Here is a 20,956-nt window from a genome sequence, read left to right on the forward strand (position 1 = left end):
GCGGCATCGCGAAGCCAAGGCAAGCGGCATCGGCCTACGCCGTCTGATGTGGCATCGCCGCACCACGGGCATCTGCCTGCTCAGCCCGCGCGGCACGCGCCGAAGCCCGCACCGCCAGCAGTGCCGCGAGAGAGACGCTCAGCTTGTCGTTCTGCAGCGCCGCCAGCAACGTCGAGCCGTCTACCCGGGTCGATTCCAGATTGAGCTGGTACTCGAGTTCCGCGCGATCGATCACGAACATCTCGAAGAGCCGCTCCACCGTCACCTGAGCCGGATTCGCCAGCAGCAGAAACTGCGGCCGCGAGCCATCTTCGTTCAGACGCGCAATCCATTCGATCTCTTCGAGCTTATCCAGCAGGTACGTGGTCGTATCCATATCGCGGCGAAGCATGCGCGCCAGATCCTGCAGCGTGTAGCCGCGCTTGCCCGCTTCGCGCGCCTCGCAAAGCCTCGCAAGCAGTTCGAGCGCGTCGAACAGGTCGCTGCCCGCGAAACGGGGCCGGTGAAACTGGCCGATGCGGATGGCCGGCAGCGCGGAGGCCACCATCGCCCCTGCCAGCGCAATGAACCAGCTGAGATACATCCACAGCAGGAACATCGGCACCGTGGCGAATGCGCCGTACACCGCGGTGTAGGTCGGAACCCGCCGGATGTAATAGCCGAACCCGCGCTTGGCCAGTTCGAAGGCAATCGCGGCGCCCACCCCGCCCACCACCGCGTCACGCCACTCCACCCGGCAATTGGGCAGGTACACATAAAGCATCGTGAAGGCGAGTGCCGTGAGCGGCAATGCCGCGCCCGTCAGCGCCCAGTCGATCACCGGCGTGATGTGCTGCGCGGCGCTGAACGCCATGGAACGCGTGAACAGATAGGAAGAAATTGAGAGGCTAAAGCCAATCAGAATCGGCCCCAGCGTGATGATGGCCCAGTACACCAGCACCCGCTGCGCGAACGGACGCGGCTTGCGCACCCGCCAGATCACGTTGAAGGCGGATTCGACGGTCATCATGGTCATCACCGAGGTGACGAACAGCACGATCATCCCCATCGTGGTCAGGCCTTTGGCCTTCGAGGCGAACTGGTTCAGATACTTGAAGATCTGGTCGTTGATCTGCGCGGGCATCAGATGGTCGGCAAGAAAACCCTGCAGCGACATCTGGAACGAACCGAAGATCGGAAATGCGGTAAACAACGCGAATGCCACCGTTGCCAACGGCACGAGCGCCAGCATGCTGGTGAACGTCAGACTGCCGGCCACCTGCGGAATGCGATCTTCGCTGCTGCGCTTCGCGGCGAATTGCGCGAGTCGTTTGAGCGTATCGAGGTCGAAACGCACCCTGGACAACAAACCTACCTCCTTCGCCTTCGTGTACCGCCCGCGGCAGGCCCGGAATGCCGGCGAGCCGCCTGTGCCGTGGACCCAGCCCCTATAATACCCGTTCACTCGAACAGGCCTATGAAAGACATCCTCGTGCTTTACTACAGCCGTTACGGCGCCACGCGCGAACTTGCGCTGGCGATCGCACACGGCGTCGACAGCGTCCCCGGCATGCAGGCGCGTGTGCGTACGGTGCCAGCCGTTTCGACCGTCTGCGAGGCAACCCAGCCCGACATCCCCACTGAAGGACCGCCGTACGTCGAGTTACGCGATCTGGAAGAATGCGCCGGCCTCGCGCTCGGCTCGCCAACCCGTTTCGGCAACATGGCAGCGGCGCTCAAGTACTTTCTCGACGGCACCACGCCGCAATGGCTGTCCGGCGCGCTCGCGGGCAAACCGGCGTGCGTGTTCACGGCCACCGGCAGCCTGCACGGCGGCCAGGAATCGACCCTGCTGTCGATGATGCTGCCGCTTCTGCACCATGGCATGCTGATCGTCGGCATTCCGTACACCGAAACCACGCTGACCACCACCCAGACCGGCGGCACGCCTTATGGCGCATCGCACTTTGCGAGAGCCGACTCCGCGGACCACGGCATTTCCGCCGACGAGCGGACGCTCGCCACCGCGCTCGGTGTGCGCGTTGCACGCACGGCCGCCGTCATGAGCGAGCGCCCGTGAGCGAGCCGGAACAGGCTACGCCTTCCTCACCCGCCATCCGCCGGCGCGGCGCAGCGCTGGGTGCGACAGCAGCCCTCATTGCGCTGATTGCGCTCTCGGTCGCCTGGGAATGGTGGCTTGCGCCGCTGCGGCCAGGCGGCACCGCGCTCGTCATCAAAGCGGTGCCGCTGCTGCTCGCCCTGCCCGGCGTGCTGCGGCAACGGCTCTATACGCTGCAATGGGCGTCGATGCTGATCCTGCTGTATTTTGCCGAAGGCATCGTACGCGGCATGAGCGATCACGGCTTGTCCGCCCGCCTTGGCTGGCTCGAGACGCTGCTCGCGCTGGTGTTCTTCGTCTGCGCGCTCGCTTACGTCGCCCCGTTCAAGCGGGCCTCCCGCCAGGCCAAACGGGCCGCGAGCGCTTCACTTCACTGACCGACCCTCATGACTCAACCCGTTTCACACCCGGCATCGTCCGTGGCCCCGAGTGCAGAATCCGCTGCAACACCCGCCGCAGCTTCGAGCGCCGCCTTCATCGCCGCCTGCCGTGATGCGATCGGCCCAGCGCACGTCCTCACCGACTCGCACGACACCGCCTCGTACCTCATCGACTGGCGCCGCCGCTACGCCGGCGCGGCATGCGCGGTGTTGTGTCCGTCGACGCCCGCCGAGGTCGCCGCGCTCGTGAAGCTGGCGGTCGAATACCGCGTGGCGCTGGTGCCGCAGGGCGGCAATACGGGTCTCGCCGGTGGCGCCACGCCCGACGCCAGCGGCACGCAAGCCCTGCTGAGTCTGCGGCGCCTGAACCGGGTGCGCGACATCGATCCGCACAACAATACGATCACCGTCGAAGCCGGCGTCGTCCTCGCCGAGGTGCAAGGCCGCGCGGAACAAGCCGGCCGCCTGTTCCCGCTGAGCCTGGCCGCGCAAGGCAGTTGCACGATCGGCGGCAATCTCGCCACCAACGCGGGCGGCACCGGCGTGCTGCGCTACGGCAATGCGCGTGAGTTGTGCCTCGGGCTCGAAGTGGTCACCGCGCAAGGCGAGTTGTGGGACGGTCTGCGTGGACTGCGCAAGGACAACACCGGCTACGATCTGCGCGATCTTTTCATTGGCGCGGAGGGCACGCTCGGCATCATCACCGCGGCCGTGCTGAAGCTCCATCCGCAGCCCGCTGCGCGCGTCACGGCACTCGCCGCACTCGCCTCGCCGCATGCGGCGCTCGATTTTCTGGCGCTCGCGCAACGCTTCGCCGGGCCGTTGCTGACCGGTTTCGAATTGATGTCGGATTTCTGCCTGCGGCTGGTCGGCCGGCATTTTCCCCAGATGCGCTATCCGTTCGCCGAAGCGCATGGGCAAGTCGTGTTGCTGGAACTGTCAGATAGCGAAAGCGAAGCCCATGGGCGCGCCCTGTTCGAGCGGCTGATGGAAACCGCGCTGGAAGACGGTCTGGTGGAAGACGCGGTGGTCGCGGAAAATCTCGCACAATCGCAGGCGTTCTGGAATCTGCGCGAGCACATTCCGCTCGCGCAGGCCGAAGAGGGTCTCAACATCAAACACGACATCGCGGTGCCGATCTCGCGCATTGGTCACTTCATCGAAGCGACGGACGCTGCCATTGCGCAGGCCGTTCCGGGCGCGCGAATGGTCACGTTCGGACATCTCGGCGACGGCAATCTGCACTACAACGTGCAGGCGCCTGAGGGCGTCGACGCGAAGGCGTTTCTTGCCGAATACCAGAGCCCGATCAACCAGATCGTCTACGACAGCGTGCATCGGCATCGTGGCAGCATCAGCGCGGAACATGGACTTGGGCAGCTGAAAATCGACGAAGCGATGCACTACAAGAGCGATGTCGAAGTGCAATTGATGCGCGCCGTCAAACGCGCGCTCGATCCGTTGAACCTGATGAACCCAGGCAAGGTGCTACGCTAAAGGTATCAGCCGGGCGAGAGCCCGCAGCATATGCCGCAAACCAGCCGGAAACCAGCCGCAGGAGTAGCGCAAGTGAAGATCCGTGTGCTGTCCGATCTGCATCTCGAGTACGACGAGCCGGAGCTGATTCCGCATGCTCAGGCCGATCTGATCGTCCTTGCCGGCGATATCCACAATCACGCGGCCGGTCCGCGCTGGGCCGCGGAGATCTTCGACGACACCGCGCCCATCGTCTACGTGCCGGGCAATCACGAATACTACGACGGCGAGTTCGGCGCGCTGGAAGCGGCCATGCACGACGCGGCGGCCTCGGTCGATCACGTGCACCTGCTGAACAACGCGGTGCTGACCGATCCGGCCGGCGAGTGGCGCGTACTCGGCACCACCTTGTGGACCGATTTCACGCTGTATGGCGAGGACCATGACGCGCGCGCGGCATCGATTGCCGCGGCCCAGAAGGTCATGCTCGATTTTCGCGGCCTGATCCAGGTGACGTGGCCGCGTGGCGGCACAGGCCCGCACCGCGCCCTGCCCGATCTGGACCCCACAGCGACCCGCGACTTCACCCCTGCCGACACGCTAGCCCTGCATGCACAGGCGCGAGCCTGGCTCGAGAGCGAACTGGCCAAACCGTTTGGGGGCAAGACGATTGTCGTCACGCATCACGCGCCGCACCGGCTGAGTCTCGCCGAGCGCTACGCGGAAGACCGGGTTTCGGCGGGTTTCGTCAACCACCTGCCCACGCTGGTGCGCTCACCCGTAGCACTGTGGATTCACGGTCACACGCACACGGCGTTCGACTATACGGTCGACGGCACACGCGTGGTGTGCAACCCGCGCGGCTATCTCGACCGTCGCACGGGCCTGGCGGAAAATCCGCGCTTCGCGTGGGACAAGGTCGTCGAAATCTAGCGCAAGCGCGTGGTCACGAGAACCTGACGCGCGACGCCGGCGCCACGGCGTTCGTGCCAGCTCGATTTCAGGAGCGGCGGGCACGGCCGGCGGCGTCGCGGCGCTCCGCCCGGATCGGAATCAGTTGCGGCTGTGCGCGCAGATTGCGCAGCAGGTCGCGCGACGCGGCCATTCCAATCAGTCCCAGCATGACGGCCACGCCGATCAACAGATGCGTATCCATGAGTCCCTCTTCGATCCAGTAAAGTCCAGTTCCTGACAGCGCCTGACAGCGGGGTCAACACCGTTCTGCCAAGGCATTGACCTCACGTTACCAAATCGGACCGGCAGTGGAAGTAAGGAAATGTTGCGCCGCGACGCATGTGTAACAGCGCGGCGTCGATGCTCATGTGCGCGCGAATTGCCGCAGTTCGGCGTGATCCGCAGCCAGCGTGGCAGGCAATTCATCGCGCAGGAGTTCGACCCACGTCCGGATCTTCGCGTCGAGATACTGGCGCGACGGATACAACGCGTACACATTCATTTCCTGCGATGTGTATTCCGGCATCACCCACACCAGTTGGCCGCTGCGCAGGCCGCTGATGGCCGAATAGATCGGCAGCAGACCGAGCCCCATCCCTTCGCGCACGCCCACGGCGAGCGCTTCGGCCACGTTCACCTGAAAGGTCGACGTGCCATGGGCAAAGGTCTCCTGACCGTTGGGACCGTCGAAGGTCCATTCGTCGGTCGGGAAAACCGGCGTGACCAACTGGAGGCAGCTATGGCGGCTCAGGTCCGCAGGCGACTTCGGCACGCCATTGCGTTCCAGGTAGGCGGGCGACGCGCAGGTAATGCTGAACGCGCTACCCAGCCGCTGCGACACCAGCCCCGAATCCGGCAGATCCTGCGCCAGCACGAGTGAAACGTCGTAACCCTCGTCGAGCAGATCGGGCATGCGTGCGGCCAGCGTCAATTCAATATGCACGTCCGGATAGCGCTTCTGATAGCGCCCGACGGCCGGCACGACATAGTGCTGGCCGAAACTCGTCATGGCGTGAACCTTGAGCTTGCCGGAGGGCCTCGCGTGGGCGTCGCTCGCCTCGGCTTCCGCCTGATCGACATACGCCAGAATCTGCTCGCAGCGCTGCAAATACCGCTCACCGGCCTCAGTCAGCGCGATACGGCGCGTGGTGCGATTGAGCAAGCGCGTACGCAGATGCGCTTCAAGGTCCGACACCGCGCGCGAGGCATACGCAGTGGTCGTATTCAGGTGCTGCGCGGCACCCGTGAAGCTGCCCGCTTCGACGACACGGACAAACACGCGCATGTTTTGAAGCGTATCCATACATATCCTTACTGAGACGGGGCGATTGTTACATGCATCGTAAGAGCGATTGTCTCAAATACCGTAAAAATGCCTTGCATCTTTACGGGTTATTCAGGAATAGGTCCAAAAATATAATAACGCACAGGGTTCTATAGTCAAATAAGGGGGAAATCGTGCAGTTTCCGGTACAGAAAGGGGTCGCGGCATGCGCCGTTCTTACGATCTCACTAATAATTGCCGGCTGCGCCAGTACCGGAGGTGTGACCCCGCAAGCGAGCGGAATTGCACCGTCCTCCCTTGATGCCGGAGCCGCCATCCGTGCGGCCAATGCCGAGGCGCAGTGGCCCGCCGCCGACTGGTGGCGCGCCTATAACGATCCGCAACTCAACGCATGGATCGAGACCGCCCAGGCCAGCAATCCTACCCTCGCCGTGGCACAGGCGCGGGTGCGCGAGGCGCAGTCGCTGGTGGGCGTGGCGCACGCGGCGCTCTTGCCGCAGGTGAACGGCAATCTGTCGATCGAGCGTCAGCACTGGCCGGACAATCTCTACTACGGGCCGGGTCCGCTCGCCAATGCGAACACCTGGGACAACACGGGCACGATCGGCCTGTCGTATCACCTCGACCTGTGGGGCAAGGACAAGAACGCCGCCGAGCGCGCGCTCGACACCGCCCATGCGAGCGCCGCCGACGCGCGCGCCGCGCAGCTCGAACTCGAAGCCAATGTGGTGCGGGCGTATATCGGCATGTCGATGAATTACGCCCTGCTCGACATCGCCCAGGCCACGCTGCAACAGCAACAGCACATCGTCGATCTCGCCACGCGCCGCCTGAAAGGCGGTCTGGGCACCCAGCTCGAAGTGAGCCAGGCCGAAACGCCCATACCCGAGTACGAACGCCAGATCGACGAACTGGAAGAGCAGATCGCCCTCGGCCGCAACCAGCTCGCGGCGCTGGCCGGCAAGGGTCCGGGCGCGGGCGATTCGATCACCCGGCCGACGCTTGCGCTGAACGCGCCGGCCGGCTTGCCGTCAGCCCTGCCCGCCGAGTTGCTCGGCCACCGGCCCGACATCGTCGCGGCACGCTGGACCGTCGCGGCGCAGGCGCGCGGCATCGACGTCGCCAAGGCCAACTTCTATCCGGACGTCAATCTGCTCGCATCGATTGGCGGTTATGCGGCGGCGGGGCCGCTGTTCCAGTTCCTACGCTCGGCGAACGGCAGCTGGACGGGCGGCCCGGCGCTGTCATTGCCGATCTTCGAGGGCGGCCGTTTGCGCGCGGAACTGGGCGCCGCGGATGCGGGCTACGACACGGCCGTCGAGCAGTACAACCAGGCGATCATCAGCGCGTTGAAGGACGTGGCCGACCAGGTGGTGCGCATCCGTTCGCTGGAGACGCAGGCCAACGACGCGGACCGCTCGGTCGCAGCCGCCCGCAAGAACTACGATCTGGCGCAGGAAGGCTACCGGCGCGGTCTGACCGACTATCTGAACGTGCTGGTCGCGCAGAACCAGTTGCTGCGCGCTCAGGACGGGGTGGCACGCGTACAGGCGCAGCGCCTCTCCGCCCATGCCTCGCTGATGACCGCGCTGGGCGGCGGCCTCGCCGATCCGGCCGACAGTCCGAAACAAAATGAGACGCTGCCCGCACATGGCAAGGGCAAGGCCGCGGTGGCCGCCGCAGCGCCTCACCCCGCAGTCGTGCAGTAAGGGCCGCGCCGACCATGTCCACCTCCTCTTCCTCCGCCGCACGCCAGCCGCTGCCGTTCGCGGCGCTCTACACGAGCGCCGCCGACTGGGCCCGCACCGACGGACTCGCGTGGATCTATGTCTTCAAGGCGCTAACCGCAGCGTTTCTCGCGCTCGGCATCGCCATGAAGCTCGAGTTGCCGCAACCGCGCACCGCGATGACCACGGTGTTCATCCTGATGACGCAGCAAAGCGGCCGGGTGCTCGCCAAGAGCTTCTACCGGCTCTGCGGCACGGTGGTGGGCCTCGTGGTGATGCTGGTGTTCATCAGCCTGTTTTCCCAGCAGCCCGAACTGTTTATCGCCGCCACGGCGATCTGGGTCGGCATCTGCACTGCGGGCGCCGCGCGCAACCGCAACTTCCGTTCATACGGTTTCGTGCTGGCAGGCTACACCGCGGCGCTGATCGGCATTCCGGCTTCGCAGAATCCGGACGGCGCCTATATGTCCGCGCTCACGCGGGTGGCGGAGATCACATTGGGTATCGTCTGTTCGGGGGCAGTCAGTGCGCTGCTGTTCCCGCAGCATGTCGGCGAGCAGTTGCGCACCACCGTGCGGGCACGCTTTAGCGCATTCGTGGAATACGTGTCGGCGACGCTCGCGGGACGCATCGACCGCGCGCAGATCGAAACCACCAATGCGCGTTTCGTCGCGGACATCGTCGGCTTCGAGACCACCCGCAGTGTCGCGGTGTTCGAAAGCCCCGGCTCGCGGATGCGCAGCGGCCGGCTCTCGCGGCTCAATAGCGAGTTCATGAGTGCGTCGACGCGCCTGCACGCGCTGCATCAGTTGATGAACCGTTTGCGCGACGCGCAGGCCACGACGGTCATCGACGCGTTCGAGCCGTATTTCAAGGAAATTGCGCCGCTGCTCGACAAGTCGGGCCAACCGGTCCTGAGCGCCGCGGACGCCGTACACGCCGCCGCGCAACTCGACACCTACAAGGCCGCCTTGCCGCAGCGCGTGCGTGCAACCCGCGCTGAACTGGAAGAGCGAGCCGACGCCAACGCCGACGCCGATTTGCCGATGCTCGACTTCGACACCGCCGCGGAGCTGCTCTACCGCTTCGTCGACGATCTGCACGCCTACGCAGCCACGTACGCGTCGCTCGGCGTGGACATGCACGAACGCGAACGCTGGGTGGAACGCTACACGCCCAAGACCAACGCGCTCGCAGCCGGTATCGGCGGCTTGCGCGCGGCGTTCGTGGTGGCCTTGCTGGGTACCGTGTGGATCGCGACCGCCTGGCCCAGCGGCGCGACCCTCGTACTGACGGGCGCGGCCGTGTGCGCGCTGGCGTCGTCGTCACCGTATCCGGCACGCATGGCGTTCCAGATGGCGATGGGCACGGCGCTCGCCTCGGTCGTCGGGCTGGTGCTGACTTTCGGCGTGTATTCGCACATCGACGGTTTCCCGCTGCTGTGTGCCGTGCTGACGCCGTGCCTTGCACTCGGCGTGTTCATGACGACACGTCCGAAGCTGCTTGGCTATGGCTTCGGCTACTGCGTGTTTTTCTGCACGCTCGCGGCCCCCGACAACCTGCTCCACTACGATCCGACCGCCTTCATGAACGACGCCATGGCGATCGTGCTGTCGATGCTGCTGACATCCGTTGTATGCGCAACCTTTTTGCCGCCGACTACGCCCTGGATGCGTAACCGCCTGCTGATCGACCTGCGCCGCGCGGTGGTGACGACCTGCCATGCTCGCCTGACGCGGTTGCGGTCACGCTTCGAGAGCGGCGCGCGCGATCTGGTGTTGCAGATCAACGCGCTGGCCGAAGACGAACCCGAATTCAGGCGCGACACCTTCCGCTGGCTGTTTGCGGTGCTGGAGGTCGGCAACGCCGTGCTCGATCTGCGAGGCGAAATTGCGACGCTGCCGTCCGACGCGCACTACGGCGCCAGAGCGCCGTGGCGGGTCGCCGAACGCAAGACGCGCGACGCGCTGGCTGCGCTATTCAACCGGCCGGACGCACAGCGGATGGAAGCGGCACTCGGCGCCACCGCCGCCGCGAGCGCGGCCCTCCAGCAGTGCCTGACGACCTTCGCCCCACTGCGTGAGGAGCGTCATCAGCTGCAACGTATCCTGAGTCATCTGCATTTCATTCGTACTGCTTTACTGGATCCGCAATCGCCGCTGCAAACGCTGGTGGGCGAGCGGGCCGCAGAGCAAGAAGGAGTTAGCCATGCCACGTGAAGTTGCTGTGCTCGATGCGTACGTGCCGGCCATTGTGCTGCTGTTCATGGCCGGTGCTGCGCTGACCTGGGTGCTGGACCGTGTGATTGCCTATACGGGCCTGTATCACGTTGTCTGGCACCCCAACCTGTTCCGGGCCAGCCTGCTCGTATGTGTGTGCGGCGTGCTGGGTCTCGCCGTTTATCGTTGATCAGAGTCGAATCATGACCATCCGAAATATTCTGGGTTTTGTCGCGACGGCCGTCGTGTTCATTGTCGCGATCCTGGTTGGACGTGCCTTGTGGGTTCACTACATGGATGAACCGTGGACCCGCGACGGACGGCTGAACGCCGATATTGTCAACATCGCGCCCGACGTATCAGGCGAGATCGTCGGCCTGCCCGTGCATGACAACCAGTTCGTGAAGAAGGGCGACCTGCTGATGCAGATCGACCCGTCGCATTACCAGATTGCGGTCGAACAGGCGGAGGCGGCGGTTGCCGCGCGCAAGGCCGAATTGCAGATGCGGCGCGACGATGCGCAGCGGCGTGCGGATATGGACAGCCTGGTGGTTTCGAAGGAGGGTCGTGAAGACGCGGCTCATACGGCGTCGGCGGCCGATGCCGCCTATCAGCAGGCGCTTGCCGCGCTGGACGCAGCCAAACTCAATCTGGAACGCACGCGGGTGTTGTCGCCGGTGGATGGCTATGTGACGAACCTGCAGACGTTTCGCGGCGACTATGCGGTGGTGGCTAACGCGAAACTGGCTATCGTCGATAGCGATTCGTTCTGGGTGTATGGCTATTTTGAAGAGACGAAGTTGCCGCACGTCAGGGTTGGCGACAAGGCGGAGATGCGGTTGATGAGCGGCGGAGTGCTACAGGGGCACGTGGAGGGTATTTCGCGGGGGATTTACGATCGCGATAATCCGCAGAGCCGGGAGTTGCTGGCTGATGTGAATCCGACCTTCAACTGGGTGAGATTGGCACAGCGGGTGCCTGTGCGGATTCATATTGATCAGGTGCCTGATGGGGTTGTTTTGTCGGCTGGGACTACTTGTACTGTTGTTGTTAAGCCAAGCTGATTTTTTTGCCTCCGGCAGGTTGGTGGTTGGGTTTGGGTTTTTTGCCTTGCTGGCGGCTTTTGGGTTCTGGCTCTTGCTGGTTTTGCCTGCGGCGCTTTGGTGGTTTACTTACGGCGTTGGCCTATCCTTGTATTGTTATCGGTCTATTAGCTTCGCCCCTGTGCGGGGCGGCACCTACTTTCTTTGCCGCCGCAAAGAAAGTAGGCAAAGAAAGCGGGCTCACACCGCTAACTCTTAGCGAGCCATCTCTGTGTTGAACGGGAAACGGCCCAACACGAGACCGTCTCTCGCACCACAATCCTCAGTGACACAGCACTCATTCGTTCCAGCGTTGCACTGCGCGCCCCGCCGTCAGGCATAACCCGCCTGCGGGATATGTAGGCATCCAAACTATATTGAGGGCTGCCCCGGCAAGGCATGACGCCCCCCGTTCTGGTGCGCAGTATTTGTGTGGAACTCCACGTACCTCAGCGCGCGCCTTCCCAGGCAAACCCGACCGCGACGCACGCAGTGCGGAGTGGGATGGATGAGCCCTTTGTCACGAATGTGGGTGGTGCGAGGGCACGTCTCGTCTTGGGCCGTTTCCGCTGGCAGACCTAGACGGCTCACTACTGGCTAGCGGTTGCAGCCCGCTTTCTTTGCCTACTTTCTTTGCGGCGGCAAAGAAAGTAGGTGCTGCCCCGCACAGGGGCGAAGCTAATAGACCAATAACAAAACAAGGAAAGGCCAACACCGTAAGAAAATCACCAAAAAAGCGCCGCAGGCAAACCAACCCAAACCCAATACAAACCCAACACCCCAAAACCCAAACCGCCGCAGGCAAAAAACCCCCTACAACCGAAACATCCCCACCATAACCTTCAAGGCCCGAGCCTGATCATCCAGTGACCGAGCCGCCGCCGTCGCCTCCTCCACCAAAGCCGCGTTCTGCTGGGTCCCAGCATCCATCTGCGTCACCGCCAGGTTGATCTCCTCGATCCCGGCACTCTGCTCGGCGGACGCCGCCGAAATCTCCCCCATGATGTCCGTCACGCGCTTCACCGCCTTGACGACCTCGTCCATCGTGTTCCCGGCATCCTGCGCCAGCGCCGAGCCATTTCCCACCCGCTCGACCGACGCGCTGATCAACCCCTTGATCTCCTTCGCCGCCCCGGCACTGCGCTGCGCCAGATTCCGCACTTCCCCGGCCACCACCGAAAAGCCGCGTCCCTCCTCGCCCGCCCGCGCCGCCTCGACCGCCGCATTCAGCGCCAGAATGTTGGTCTGAAACGCAATCCCCTCGATCACGCCGATGATGTCGCCAATGCTCCTCGCGCTGACATGGATCTCGTTCATCGTCGCCACCACACGCCCCACCACCTCGCCACCCTTCTCCGCGATCTCCGAGGCGTTGTTGGCCAGCGTGCTCGCCTGCTTCGCGTTTTCGGCGTTCTGCCGCACCGTCGACGTCAACTGCTCCATGCTGCTCGCCGTACGCTCCAGCGCCATCGCCTGCTGCTCGGTCCGCTGCGACAGGTCGAGGTTGCCCATCGAAATTTCACCCGAGGCCGTCGCAATCGCGTCCGCACTCGCGGCAATGTCCGAGACCGTCGTCGACAGTCCGCTCTGCATGTCATGCAGCGCCGACAACATGCTCGAGTGATCGTTGCGCGCGAGAGCAATCCGGTTCGACAGATCGCCCGCCGCGATCCGGCTCGCAATCTCCTTGGCATACACCGGTTCGCCACCCAGTTGCCGCGCGAGCCGCCGCACCACCCATTCGCTGATGCCAAACGCCAGTACGATGAGGCCAATCGTCATCGTCGCCATCATCACAAACGACGAGTGGTAGATGAAGGCCGACGCCTCGATGGTCGCCTTCGCGGCCACGCTGCGCTGTTCGACCAGCGCGTCGACACGCTTCTCGAGTTTGTCCGTCTCGACCAGCAGCGACACGTCCTGCATGCCGACTTGCCAGTTCATCTGCGACAGATCCAGCGGCTGTGCCTTCACGAGAGTCACGAAGTCGCGCAGGTGGCCGCTCCACGCCGTCACCGCGGCGGCGAATGTCTTCTGCTGCGCGACCTGCGCCGCGTCCGACGTGTCCACGTACTGCTGCAGCGTGGTCATCTGCGTGGCGATGCCCGAGAGACCTTTCTCGATCTCCGCGCCCAGTTCGTCGCGCTCCTTGCCCGTCGTCGCGGTCAGCAACATCTTTTGCGCCCGGCTCGCCCGCAGCACGTAGCCGCGCGCTTCCTCAGCCGCCCGGCTGGCCACGTGGCCCTGGTCATAAATGGATTGCGCCGAGCCGTTGAGCCGGCTGATCTGCGTGAGCGAAAACACCCCGATCGCCAGCGTGCCGATCAGCAGCACGGCAAAAGCAAGTCGCAGCATCGCCTTGACGGACAGGCCCTTGAGCCGTCCCACCGGTTGACGTGAAGGCGACGATCCGCCAGCCGGCTCGCCACTCGCCACGAACCCAATCTCCGGCTGGCTACCCAGCGCAACTGCTTTCATATTTTGGTCCCCACGTATGACCTGCCGGAAAAGTCCATTCCGGCAATGCTCTTTATCTCATCAGGTCTACGGCATCCGCGGCAGCAATCTTTAATGCCGCCGGTCCGTAGCACTCCCCCGTGGACGCATCCACTATGTGAGAAATGCGCCCCTGCGACCGGTTTATACATGGCCAAAATTCATCCCGGCAGCCTCCCCGGCAACTTCCGTATGTCATGCGCTCACGCTAGCCGCGACTGCGCCGGGCACCTCTCACTGCCGTCTCTGGCACAATCAATGTCTCATTCGCGACAAAAGTTGTCTGAACATTTCACGCGAGCCACATTACACTTTCTAAAAGTTCCCCAAGCGCCGATTGCAGCGTCGAAACGTCGCGAAAATGCGGTCCGGCCCTCGCTCACCTTCTCTCCTTTTCTCCTTTTCTCACGCGTATGGAAACGAGCCTCGACAAAAACAGCCTGACCGGCGCCTCCACCGGACCAGGTGCGTCCCCTCTCGCCACCAAGGCCCAGCGCACGGTCTACTCGGTGCTCGGCGCGATCAGCTTCTCGCATCTGATCAACGACATGATCCAGTCGCTGATCCTCGCGATCTATCCGATGCTGAAGGACAATTTTGCGCTCTCGTTCGGGCAGATCGGCCTGATCACGCTGACGTACCAGATCACCGCCTCGCTGTTGCAGCCGTTGATCGGCATCTATACCGACAAGCATCCGAAGCCGTATTCGCTGCCCGTCGGTATGGGCTTTACGCTCGCCGGTCTGCTGCTGATGTCGGTGGCGCCGAGCTTTGGCGTTCTGCTGGTCGCGGCGGCGCTGGTCGGCTGCGGTTCGTCGGTGTTCCATCCGGAGTCGTCGCGGGTTGCGCGGATGGCCTCGGGCGGCCAGCACGGCCTCGCCCAGTCGCTGTTCCAGGTGGGCGGCAACGCCGGTTCGTCGCTCGGGCCGCTGCTCGCTGCGCTGCTCATCATCCCGCACGGCCAGCGCAGCATTGCGTGGGTCTCGGTGGCGGCGCTGGTGGCGATCTTCGTGCTGACGCAAATCGGCCGCTGGTACAAGCGTCATCCGGCCACCAAAAAGGCGCGCGGCGCGCAGGCTGGGCATGCGACGTTGTCGCGCAGTCAGGTGCTGTTCGCCATGGGCGTGCTGGTGCTGCTGGTGTTCTCGAAGTACTTCTACCTCGCCAGCATCAATAGCTACTTCACGTTCTATCTGATCGACAAGTTTCATCTGCCGGTTCAAGCCGCGCAGGTCCATCTGTTCGTGTTCCTCGCCGCGGTGGCGGCGGGCACGATCATCGGCGGTCCGATTGGTGACCGGATTGGCCGCAAGTACGTGATCTGGGTGTCGATTCTCGGCGTCGCGCCGTTCACGCTGCTGCTGCCGTACGCCAACCTGTTCTGGACCGGCGTGCTGACGGTGATCATCGGCGTGGTGCTGGCGTCGGCCTTCTCGGCCATCCTCGTGTATGCGCAGGAACTGATTCCGGGCAAGGTCGGGATGGTCGCCGGACTGTTCTTCGGCTTCGCCTTCGGGCTGGGCGGGATCGGCGCGGCCGTGCTCGGTCAACTGGCGGATGCAACCAGCATCACCTACGTCTACAAGGTCTGCTCGTTCCTGCCGCTGATCGGCATACTGACGGTGCTCCTGCCGAACATCGAAGGCAAGCGCGCGAAGGCCTGAACGGCCTGGTTGCGGTATGAAGAAAAAAGGCGCTGCGGCGCCTTTTTTCATTAGGTGACCGGCCTATGGTGAACCCGCGTTGTCCGCGCTACGGGGCCTGCTCTATGCTGTGCGCAGATGCACACCCACACGGGGCGGCACGAAGCCGCACGCCGTGCTGGGCCCAGCACGCGCGGCGTGCTTCGAACGCCCGCTCACCCCATGCAGCCGAAAGGATCGCCGTCGATGACCCGTTACCGCGAGTTCCACCGCCGTTCCGTCGAAGCGCCCGAAGATTTCTGGCGCGACGAAGCGCGCCGCATTCATTGGGAGACGCCGTTCGAGACCGTGCTCGACCGTTCGAATCCGCCGTTCGCGCGCTGGTTCGTCGGTGGACGGACCAATCTGTGCCATAACGCCGTCGACCGGCATCTGGCGGAGCGGGCCCAGCAGAACGCGCTGGTGTATGTGTCGACGGAAACCGGCATCGAGCGGCGCTACACCTATGCCGAGCTGTACGCGGAGATCAACCGGATGGCCGCGGTGATGCGCTCGCTTGGCGTCAAGCGCGGCGACCGCGTGCTGATCTACCTGCCGATGATCCCCGAAGCGGTGTTCGCCATGCTCGCCTGCGCGCGGCTCGGCGCGATTCACTCGGTGGTGTTCGGCGGCTTTGCGGCGCCGAGCCTCGCTGCGCGCATCGACGATGCGAAGCCGGCGCTGATCGTCACCGCCGACGCCGGTGCGCGCGGCGGCAAGGTGATCGACTACACGCCGCTCGTCGACGAAGCGCTCGCCCGCGCGCAGCACCAGCCGCCGCATGTGCTGCGGATCGACCGGCAGCTTGCGCCCGAACGCCTGAACGCCAGTTACCTCGTCGACTACGAGCCGCTGCGCGAACAGTTTTTCAACGCCCACGTACCGTGCGAATGGCTCGAATCCAACGAGCCCTCGTATGTGCTCTACACCTCCGGCACGACCGGGCGGCCCAAGGGCGTGGTGCGCGACGTGGGCGGCTACGCGGTGGCGCTGGCGGCGTCCATGGAATACATCTTCGAGGGCCGCGCGGGCGACACGATGTTCACCGCCTCGGATATCGGCTGGGTGGTCGGCCATAGCTACATCATCTACGCGCCGCTGCTAGCCGGCCTGACGACCATCATGTACGAAGGCACGCCGATCCGTCCGGATGGCGGCGTCTGGTGGCGCCTCGTCGAGCAACATCGCATCAACCTGATGTTCACCGCGCCGACCGCCTTGCGCGTCCTCAAGAAACAGGACCCGGCGCTGTTGAAGAAATCGGATCTGTCGAGCTTGCGCACCCTGTTTCTTGCCGGCGAGCCGCTCGACGAACCCACGGCCTCGTGGATCACCGATGCGCTCGGCAAACCCGTGGTCGACAACTACTGGCAGACCGAAACCGGCTGGCCGATGCTGGCGATCCAGCGCGGCGTCGAAGCTTTGGTGCCGAAGCTCGGCTCGCCGGGCGTGCCCGTCTACGGCTACAACCTCACGCTGCGCAACGAGCAGACCGGCGAACCATGTGCGCCCGGCGAGAAAGGTGTGCTCACGCTCGGCTATCCGCTGCCGCCGGGTTGCATGTCGACTGTGTGGGGCGACGACCGGCGTTTTCTCAGTACCTACTGGTCGAGCGTGCCGGACCAGCAGCTCTATTCGACCTTCGACTGGGGCGTTCAGGATGCCGACGGCTACGTGACGATCCTCGGTCGTACCGACGATGTCATCAACATTGCGGGCCACCGTCTCGGCACGCGAGAGATCGAGGAAGCGTTGTCGAGCCATAAGGCGGTGGCTGAAGTCGCCGTGGTGGGCGTGGCCGATCCACTGAAAGGCCAGGTGGCGTTGGCCTTCGTCGTGCTGCGCGACGCGGACCGTTACGCGCCGGACGCGGCGCGCGTCGAACTGGAGGCGGATCTCATCGCGACGGTGGACCGTCAGCTCGGCTCGATTGCGCGGCCGGCGCGGGTCCATGTGGTGTCGATGCTGCCGAAGACGCGCTCCGGCAAGCTGCTGCGCCGCGCGATTGCAGCGCTGGCGGAAGGCCGCGATCCGGGCGACCTGCCGACTATCGAAGATGCGAGCGCGTTGCAGCAGGTGCGCGATGCGCTGGCAGCGGCTGTAAAAAGTTAGCGGACGAGGCTGAGCGGCTGAACCCTTCGCAGGCCGCCTAAACGCGCGCCTGCAAAAACCGCTTGAGGATCCCGTTCGAATACGCCCCGGCGATCTCGGCCAAAAACGACGTGAACGACGCGGGCGCATGCGCATCGGCGGTGTCCGAGATCGTGCGGACGATTGCGCACGGCACGCCATATTCGTGACACACCTGGGCAATCGCCGCGCCTTCCATTTCGACCGCAAGCGCGTCGGGCAACGCCTCGCGCAATGCCGCGACAGCCGTTGCGCTGGCAACGAACTGATCGCCGCTGATGATGAGCCCCCGATGCACCTGCGGCAATTGCGTGCCGAAGCGCGCCGCGAGCGCGTGCCCTTCTTCCGCGACGAAGCGCTCGGTTGCGGTGGCCAGTTCATCGGCGAGCGCCTGATCGGCCGCAAAGCGGGCGATGCCGAGCAGCGGCACTTCGAAGCACGGAAACAGCGGCGAGGCGTCGAGATCGTGTTGCGTCAGCGTGTCGGCCACGACGATGTCGCCGATCCGCACCTCACGTCCGACTCCGCCCGCAACTCCGGTGAATACCACCGCCTCGACGTCGAACGCATGAATCAGCGCACTGACCGTCGCCGCCGCGGCCACCTTGCCGATGCGCGCGAGCGTCACGACGCACGGCGCGCCCTGCACCGTGCCGAGGTGATAGTCGCGGCGCCCATGCGTGACGGTGCGCACACTCGCTTCGGCGCGCATCGCGTCAATCAGATCACCGAGTTCCTGCGGCAACGCCGCCATGATCCCCAGCGGACGACGCGTGCCCGTAGCCCCGCTCTGCACGTTGCTCATTCGACCGCCTGCAGTTTGGCGACAGCAAGCGCGAGCCATTTTTCGCCGTGCCGCTTGAACTTGACCTGCGCCTTGGCGTCCGCGCCGCCGCCTTCGAGCGCGGTAATGGTGCCTTCGCCGAACTTGGTGTGGAACACCTGCTGGCCGACCCGGAAGCCGCTTTCAGCGGCGCGCTGTTCGTTGGCGAAAGCCGGCAGCGGCGCAGGCGTCGATGACGACGGCCCCGTGTAACCCGGCCGTGCGAACCAGTCACGGCCATAGCCTGCGTTGTCGGAACGGCCGCCACTGCGGGCGCCCGCTTCGACCTTGGGCGTGAGCCACTTGAGCGTCTCTTGCGGCAGCTCGTCGAAGAAGCGCGAGCGGATGTTGTAGCGCGTCTGGCCGTGCAACATCCGGCTCTGCGCAAACGACAGATACAGCCGCTCCTTGGCGCGCGTGATCGCGACGTACATCAGACGACGCTCTTCTTCGAGACCGTCGGTTTCCATCGCGCTGTTTTCGTGCGGGAACAGTCCCTCTTCGAGACCGGTGATGAATACGGCGGTGAACTCGAGCCCCTTCGCCGCGTGGACGGTCATCAATTGCACGGCTTCCTGACCGGCCTGCGCCTGGTTGTCGCCCGCTTCGAGCGAAGCGTGCGAGAGGAAGCCGGCGAGCGGCGTCATGGTGTCGGGGTTCTGCGCCGGGTCGGTGAGGTTCGGCGCGTCGAGCACGACGAGGTTGGGGTCGTCGGTCGCCGTGACGAGTTCCGGCGCGGCGGTCGCACCCGGGCGCAGCGGAATCGAACGCGCGGGCGTGTCGAGTCCATAGCCCTCTTCGCTGACGAAAGCCGCCGCGGCGTTGACCAGTTCCTGCAAGTTTTCGAGGCGGTCCTGACCTTCGCGCTCGGTTTGATAAAACTCGGCGAGACCGCTTGCGCGCACGACGTATTCGACCGTCTCGGGCAAGCTCATCTGCTGCGTTTCCGCGCGCATCTTGCCGATCAGGTTCGCGAAGCTGGCGAGACTCGATCCGGCCTTGCCGGCGACGTACGGAATCGCCGCGGCCATCGAACAATTGTAGAGACGCGCGGCGTCCGCGACCTGCTCGATCGAACGCGCACCGATGCCACGCGTCGGGAAATTGACGACCCGCGAAAACGCGGTGTCGTCATTCGGATTGTCGATCAGGCGCAGATAGGCGAGCGCGTGCTTGATTTCCTGGCGTTCGAAAAAGCGCAGACCGCCATACACGCGGTAGGCGATGCCCGCATTGACGAGCGAGTGTTCGATGGTGCGCGACTGCGCGTTGCTGCGGTACAGGATGGCGACTTCGCTGCGCGAGGTGCCGGTGCTGATGAGCGCCTTGATTTCCTCGACGATCCAGCCGGCTTCCTGGGTATCCGTAGCGGCTTCATAGACCCGCACCGGTTCGCCGTGACCCGCATCGGTACGCAGGTTCTTGCCCAGACGCCGCGAGTTGTTGGCGATCAGCCGATTGGCCGCATCGAGGATGTGGCCGTGCGAGCGATAGTTCTGCTCGAGCTTGATCATGTGCCGGACGTTGAACTCCTGTTCAAAGTCGCGCATGTTGCCGACGTTCGCGCCGCGGAACGCGTAGATCGACTGGTCGTCGTCACCCACGGCGAAGATCGAGTTGGTTTGTCCGGCCAGCAGCTTGAGCCACGCGTACTGCAGCTTGTTGGTGTCCTGGAACTCGTCGACGAGGATGTGGCGGAAACGCGCCTGGTAGTGGGCGCGCAGCGGCGGATTGTGGGCGAGCAGTTCGAAGCAGCGCAACAGCAGCTCGGGAAAATCGACCACGCCTTCACGCTGACATTGCTGGTCGTAGGCTTCGTAGAGTTCGACGAACTTGCGATTGAAGTTGTCGGTGGCGTCGACGTCTTTGGGGCGCAGGCCCTGCTCTTTGGCGTTGTTGATGAAGTACTGGAGATTTTTCGCCGGGTACTTCTCGTCGTCGATGTTCAGGCCCTTCATCAGACGCTTGATCGCGGAGAGCTGGTCGGCGGTATCGAGGATCTGGAAGGTAGCGGGCAGGCCGGCGTCGCGATGGTGGGCGCGCAGCATGCGGTTGCACAGGCCGTGGAAGGTGCCGATCCACATGCCTCGGGTGTCGATGGGCAGGAGGGCTTGCAGGCGCGCCATCATTTCGCGGGCGGCTTTGTTGGTGAACGTCACCGCGAGGATGGTGGCGGGCGAGGCCAGGCCCTGCTGGATGAGCCAGGCGATGCGGGTGATCAGGACACGGGTTTTGCCGCTGCCTGCGCCGGCCAGAATCAGTGCCGGTTCGTTGGGGAGCGTTACCGCGGCGTGTTGTTCGGGATTCAGGTTGAGGAGGAGTTCGGGCATTTTCCAGTGGTCGGCGGTGGTTCGTTCGTCATTATAAGGTTCAGGGTGGGTTTGGTTTTTGCCTGCGGCGGCTTGGGGTTGTTGGTGGGGTGTTGTGCTTTTCCCGCTCGTGACAAGGCGCTCATCCATCCCACTCCGCACTGCGTGCGTCGCGGTTGGGTTTGCACCGGAAAGCGCCTGGCGTCTCAGTGAGCCGGAGATTCCACCGCCGGTCCCCGCCCCCGGGCGCCTGCAGGAGGAACGCTCTGCCCATCGGCGGGGCGCGCAGCGCGAC

Annotated in this window: 16 protein-coding genes; 10 read left to right on the forward strand and 6 right to left on the reverse strand. The window is 64.3% G+C overall.

Annotation, left to right across the window (positions count from 1 at the left end; all coding sequences use genetic code 11):
* Positions 1-34: 34 nt before the first annotated feature.
* Positions 35-1,348, reverse strand: coding sequence for a YihY family inner membrane protein (locus P3T43_RS30170; protein ID WP_429284652.1), 1,314 nt, complete (start codon positions 1,346-1,348; stop codon positions 35-37).
* 108 nt (positions 1,349-1,456) lie between these two features.
* On the opposite strand from P3T43_RS30170, the gene wrbA reads away from it, so the two are divergent.
* The 4 genes from wrbA to P3T43_RS30190 all read left to right on the forward strand — a co-directional run bounded on the left by wrbA (position 1,457) and on the right by P3T43_RS30190 (position 4,887).
* Positions 1,457-2,059: an NAD(P)H:quinone oxidoreductase gene (gene wrbA, locus P3T43_RS30175; RefSeq protein WP_429284653.1), complete on the forward strand. Its 603-nt coding sequence runs from the start codon at positions 1,457-1,459 to the stop codon at positions 2,057-2,059.
* On the forward strand, positions 2,056-2,475 hold the full coding sequence (locus P3T43_RS30180; protein WP_429284654.1) for a DUF2069 domain-containing protein: 420 nt from the start codon (positions 2,056-2,058) through the stop codon (positions 2,473-2,475). The genes wrbA and P3T43_RS30180 overlap by 4 nt, the downstream gene beginning before the upstream one ends.
* A 42-nt stretch (positions 2,476-2,517) precedes the next feature.
* The gene (locus P3T43_RS30185) at positions 2,518-3,975 is read left to right on the forward strand and encodes an FAD-binding oxidoreductase (RefSeq protein ID WP_429284655.1); all 1,458 of its coding nucleotides are present in this window, start codon (positions 2,518-2,520) and stop codon (positions 3,973-3,975) included.
* A gap of 72 nt (positions 3,976-4,047) precedes the next feature.
* A complete protein-coding gene (locus P3T43_RS30190) occupies positions 4,048-4,887 on the forward strand; it encodes a metallophosphoesterase (RefSeq protein ID WP_429284656.1) in 840 nt (279 codons plus the stop codon).
* A 67-nt stretch (positions 4,888-4,954) separates the two neighbouring features.
* On the opposite strand, the gene P3T43_RS30195 is transcribed toward P3T43_RS30190, so the two are convergent.
* Both P3T43_RS30195 and P3T43_RS30200 read right to left on the reverse strand, forming a co-directional pair.
* On the reverse strand, positions 4,955-5,110 hold the full coding sequence (locus tag P3T43_RS30195) for a hypothetical protein (protein WP_429284657.1): 156 nt from the start codon (positions 5,108-5,110) through the stop codon (positions 4,955-4,957).
* A 162-nt stretch (positions 5,111-5,272) separates the two neighbouring features.
* Positions 5,273-6,211, reverse strand: a complete 939-nt coding sequence (locus P3T43_RS30200; RefSeq protein WP_429284658.1) for a LysR family transcriptional regulator — start codon at positions 6,209-6,211, stop codon at positions 5,273-5,275.
* 155 nt (positions 6,212-6,366) lie between these two features.
* Between P3T43_RS30200 and P3T43_RS30205 the strand changes: the two genes are divergently transcribed.
* Genes P3T43_RS30205 through P3T43_RS30220 form a run of 4 tightly spaced genes read left to right on the forward strand, consistent with a single transcriptional unit; the run spans position 6,367 to position 11,203 of the window.
* Positions 6,367-7,902, forward strand: coding sequence for an efflux transporter outer membrane subunit (locus tag P3T43_RS30205; protein ID WP_429284659.1), 1,536 nt, complete (start codon positions 6,367-6,369; stop codon positions 7,900-7,902).
* Positions 7,903-7,916: 14 nt separating this feature from the next.
* A complete protein-coding gene (locus P3T43_RS30210; protein WP_429284660.1) occupies positions 7,917-10,139 on the forward strand; it encodes an FUSC family protein in 2,223 nt (740 codons plus the stop codon).
* On the forward strand, positions 10,129-10,329 hold the full coding sequence (locus P3T43_RS30215; RefSeq protein ID WP_429284661.1) for a DUF1656 domain-containing protein: 201 nt from the start codon (positions 10,129-10,131) through the stop codon (positions 10,327-10,329). Before P3T43_RS30210 ends, P3T43_RS30215 begins: the two co-directional genes overlap by 11 nt.
* Positions 10,330-10,342: 13 nt before the next feature.
* The gene (locus P3T43_RS30220) at positions 10,343-11,203 is read left to right on the forward strand and encodes an efflux RND transporter periplasmic adaptor subunit (protein ID WP_429284662.1); all 861 of its coding nucleotides are present in this window, start codon (positions 10,343-10,345) and stop codon (positions 11,201-11,203) included.
* Between the two features lie 831 nt (positions 11,204-12,034).
* Here P3T43_RS30220 and P3T43_RS30225 read toward each other — a convergent pair.
* Positions 12,035-13,699 (reverse strand): methyl-accepting chemotaxis protein, encoded by a 1,665-nt coding sequence (locus P3T43_RS30225; protein ID WP_429284663.1) that lies wholly within the window; start codon positions 13,697-13,699, stop codon positions 12,035-12,037.
* 431 nt (positions 13,700-14,130) lie between these two features.
* Between P3T43_RS30225 and P3T43_RS30230 the strand changes: the two genes are divergently transcribed.
* Together P3T43_RS30230 and P3T43_RS30235 are read left to right on the forward strand one after the other, a co-directional pair.
* Positions 14,131-15,381: an MFS transporter gene (locus P3T43_RS30230; RefSeq protein ID WP_429284664.1), complete on the forward strand. Its 1,251-nt coding sequence runs from the start codon at positions 14,131-14,133 to the stop codon at positions 15,379-15,381.
* Positions 15,382-15,582: 201 nt separating this feature from the next.
* Complete coding sequence (locus tag P3T43_RS30235) at positions 15,583-17,511, forward strand: propionate--CoA ligase (protein WP_429284665.1); 1,929 nt, start codon at positions 15,583-15,585, stop codon at positions 17,509-17,511.
* Between the two features lie 37 nt (positions 17,512-17,548).
* Here P3T43_RS30235 and P3T43_RS30240 read toward each other — a convergent pair whose 3' ends face one another.
* Together P3T43_RS30240 and P3T43_RS30245 are read right to left on the reverse strand one after the other, a co-directional pair.
* Positions 17,549-18,334, reverse strand: coding sequence for a 5'-methylthioadenosine/adenosylhomocysteine nucleosidase (locus P3T43_RS30240; protein WP_429284666.1), 786 nt, complete (start codon positions 18,332-18,334; stop codon positions 17,549-17,551).
* Complete coding sequence (locus P3T43_RS30245; protein ID WP_429284667.1) at positions 18,331-20,682, reverse strand: UvrD-helicase domain-containing protein; 2,352 nt, start codon at positions 20,680-20,682, stop codon at positions 18,331-18,333. The genes P3T43_RS30240 and P3T43_RS30245 overlap by 4 nt, the downstream gene beginning before the upstream one ends.
* Between the last annotated feature and the right edge of the window lie 274 nt (positions 20,683-20,956).

Origin of the sequence: Paraburkholderia sp. GAS41 (genome assembly GCF_050436545.1) — a bacterium.
Classification (GTDB): Bacteria; Pseudomonadota; Gammaproteobacteria; order Burkholderiales; family Burkholderiaceae; genus Paraburkholderia.

What these genes read in the sequence shown, in the direction of transcription:
- wrbA (WP_429284653.1), top strand. Translation starts at nt 1,457, where the DNA reads ATGAAAGACATCCTCGTGCTTTACTACAGCCGTTACGGCGCCACGCGC.
- P3T43_RS30195 (WP_429284657.1), bottom strand. Translation starts at nt 5,110, where the DNA reads ATGGATACGCATCTGTTGATCGGCGTGGCCGTCATGCTGGGACTGATT.
- P3T43_RS30200 (WP_429284658.1), bottom strand. Translation starts at nt 6,211, where the DNA reads ATGGATACGCTTCAAAACATGCGCGTGTTTGTCCGTGTCGTCGAAGCG.
- P3T43_RS30210 (WP_429284660.1), top strand. Translation starts at nt 7,917, where the DNA reads ATGTCCACCTCCTCTTCCTCCGCCGCACGCCAGCCGCTGCCGTTCGCG.
- P3T43_RS30215 (WP_429284661.1), top strand. Translation starts at nt 10,129, where the DNA reads ATGCCACGTGAAGTTGCTGTGCTCGATGCGTACGTGCCGGCCATTGTG.
- P3T43_RS30220 (WP_429284662.1), top strand. Translation starts at nt 10,343, where the DNA reads ATGACCATCCGAAATATTCTGGGTTTTGTCGCGACGGCCGTCGTGTTC.
- P3T43_RS30225 (WP_429284663.1), bottom strand. Translation starts at nt 13,699, where the DNA reads ATGAAAGCAGTTGCGCTGGGTAGCCAGCCGGAGATTGGGTTCGTGGCG.
- P3T43_RS30230 (WP_429284664.1), top strand. Translation starts at nt 14,131, where the DNA reads ATGGAAACGAGCCTCGACAAAAACAGCCTGACCGGCGCCTCCACCGGA.
- P3T43_RS30235 (WP_429284665.1), top strand. Translation starts at nt 15,583, where the DNA reads ATGCAGCCGAAAGGATCGCCGTCGATGACCCGTTACCGCGAGTTCCAC.
- P3T43_RS30240 (WP_429284666.1), bottom strand. Translation starts at nt 18,334, where the DNA reads ATGAGCAACGTGCAGAGCGGGGCTACGGGCACGCGTCGTCCGCTGGGG.
- P3T43_RS30245 (WP_429284667.1), bottom strand. Translation starts at nt 20,682, where the DNA reads ATGCCCGAACTCCTCCTCAACCTGAATCCCGAACAACACGCCGCGGTA.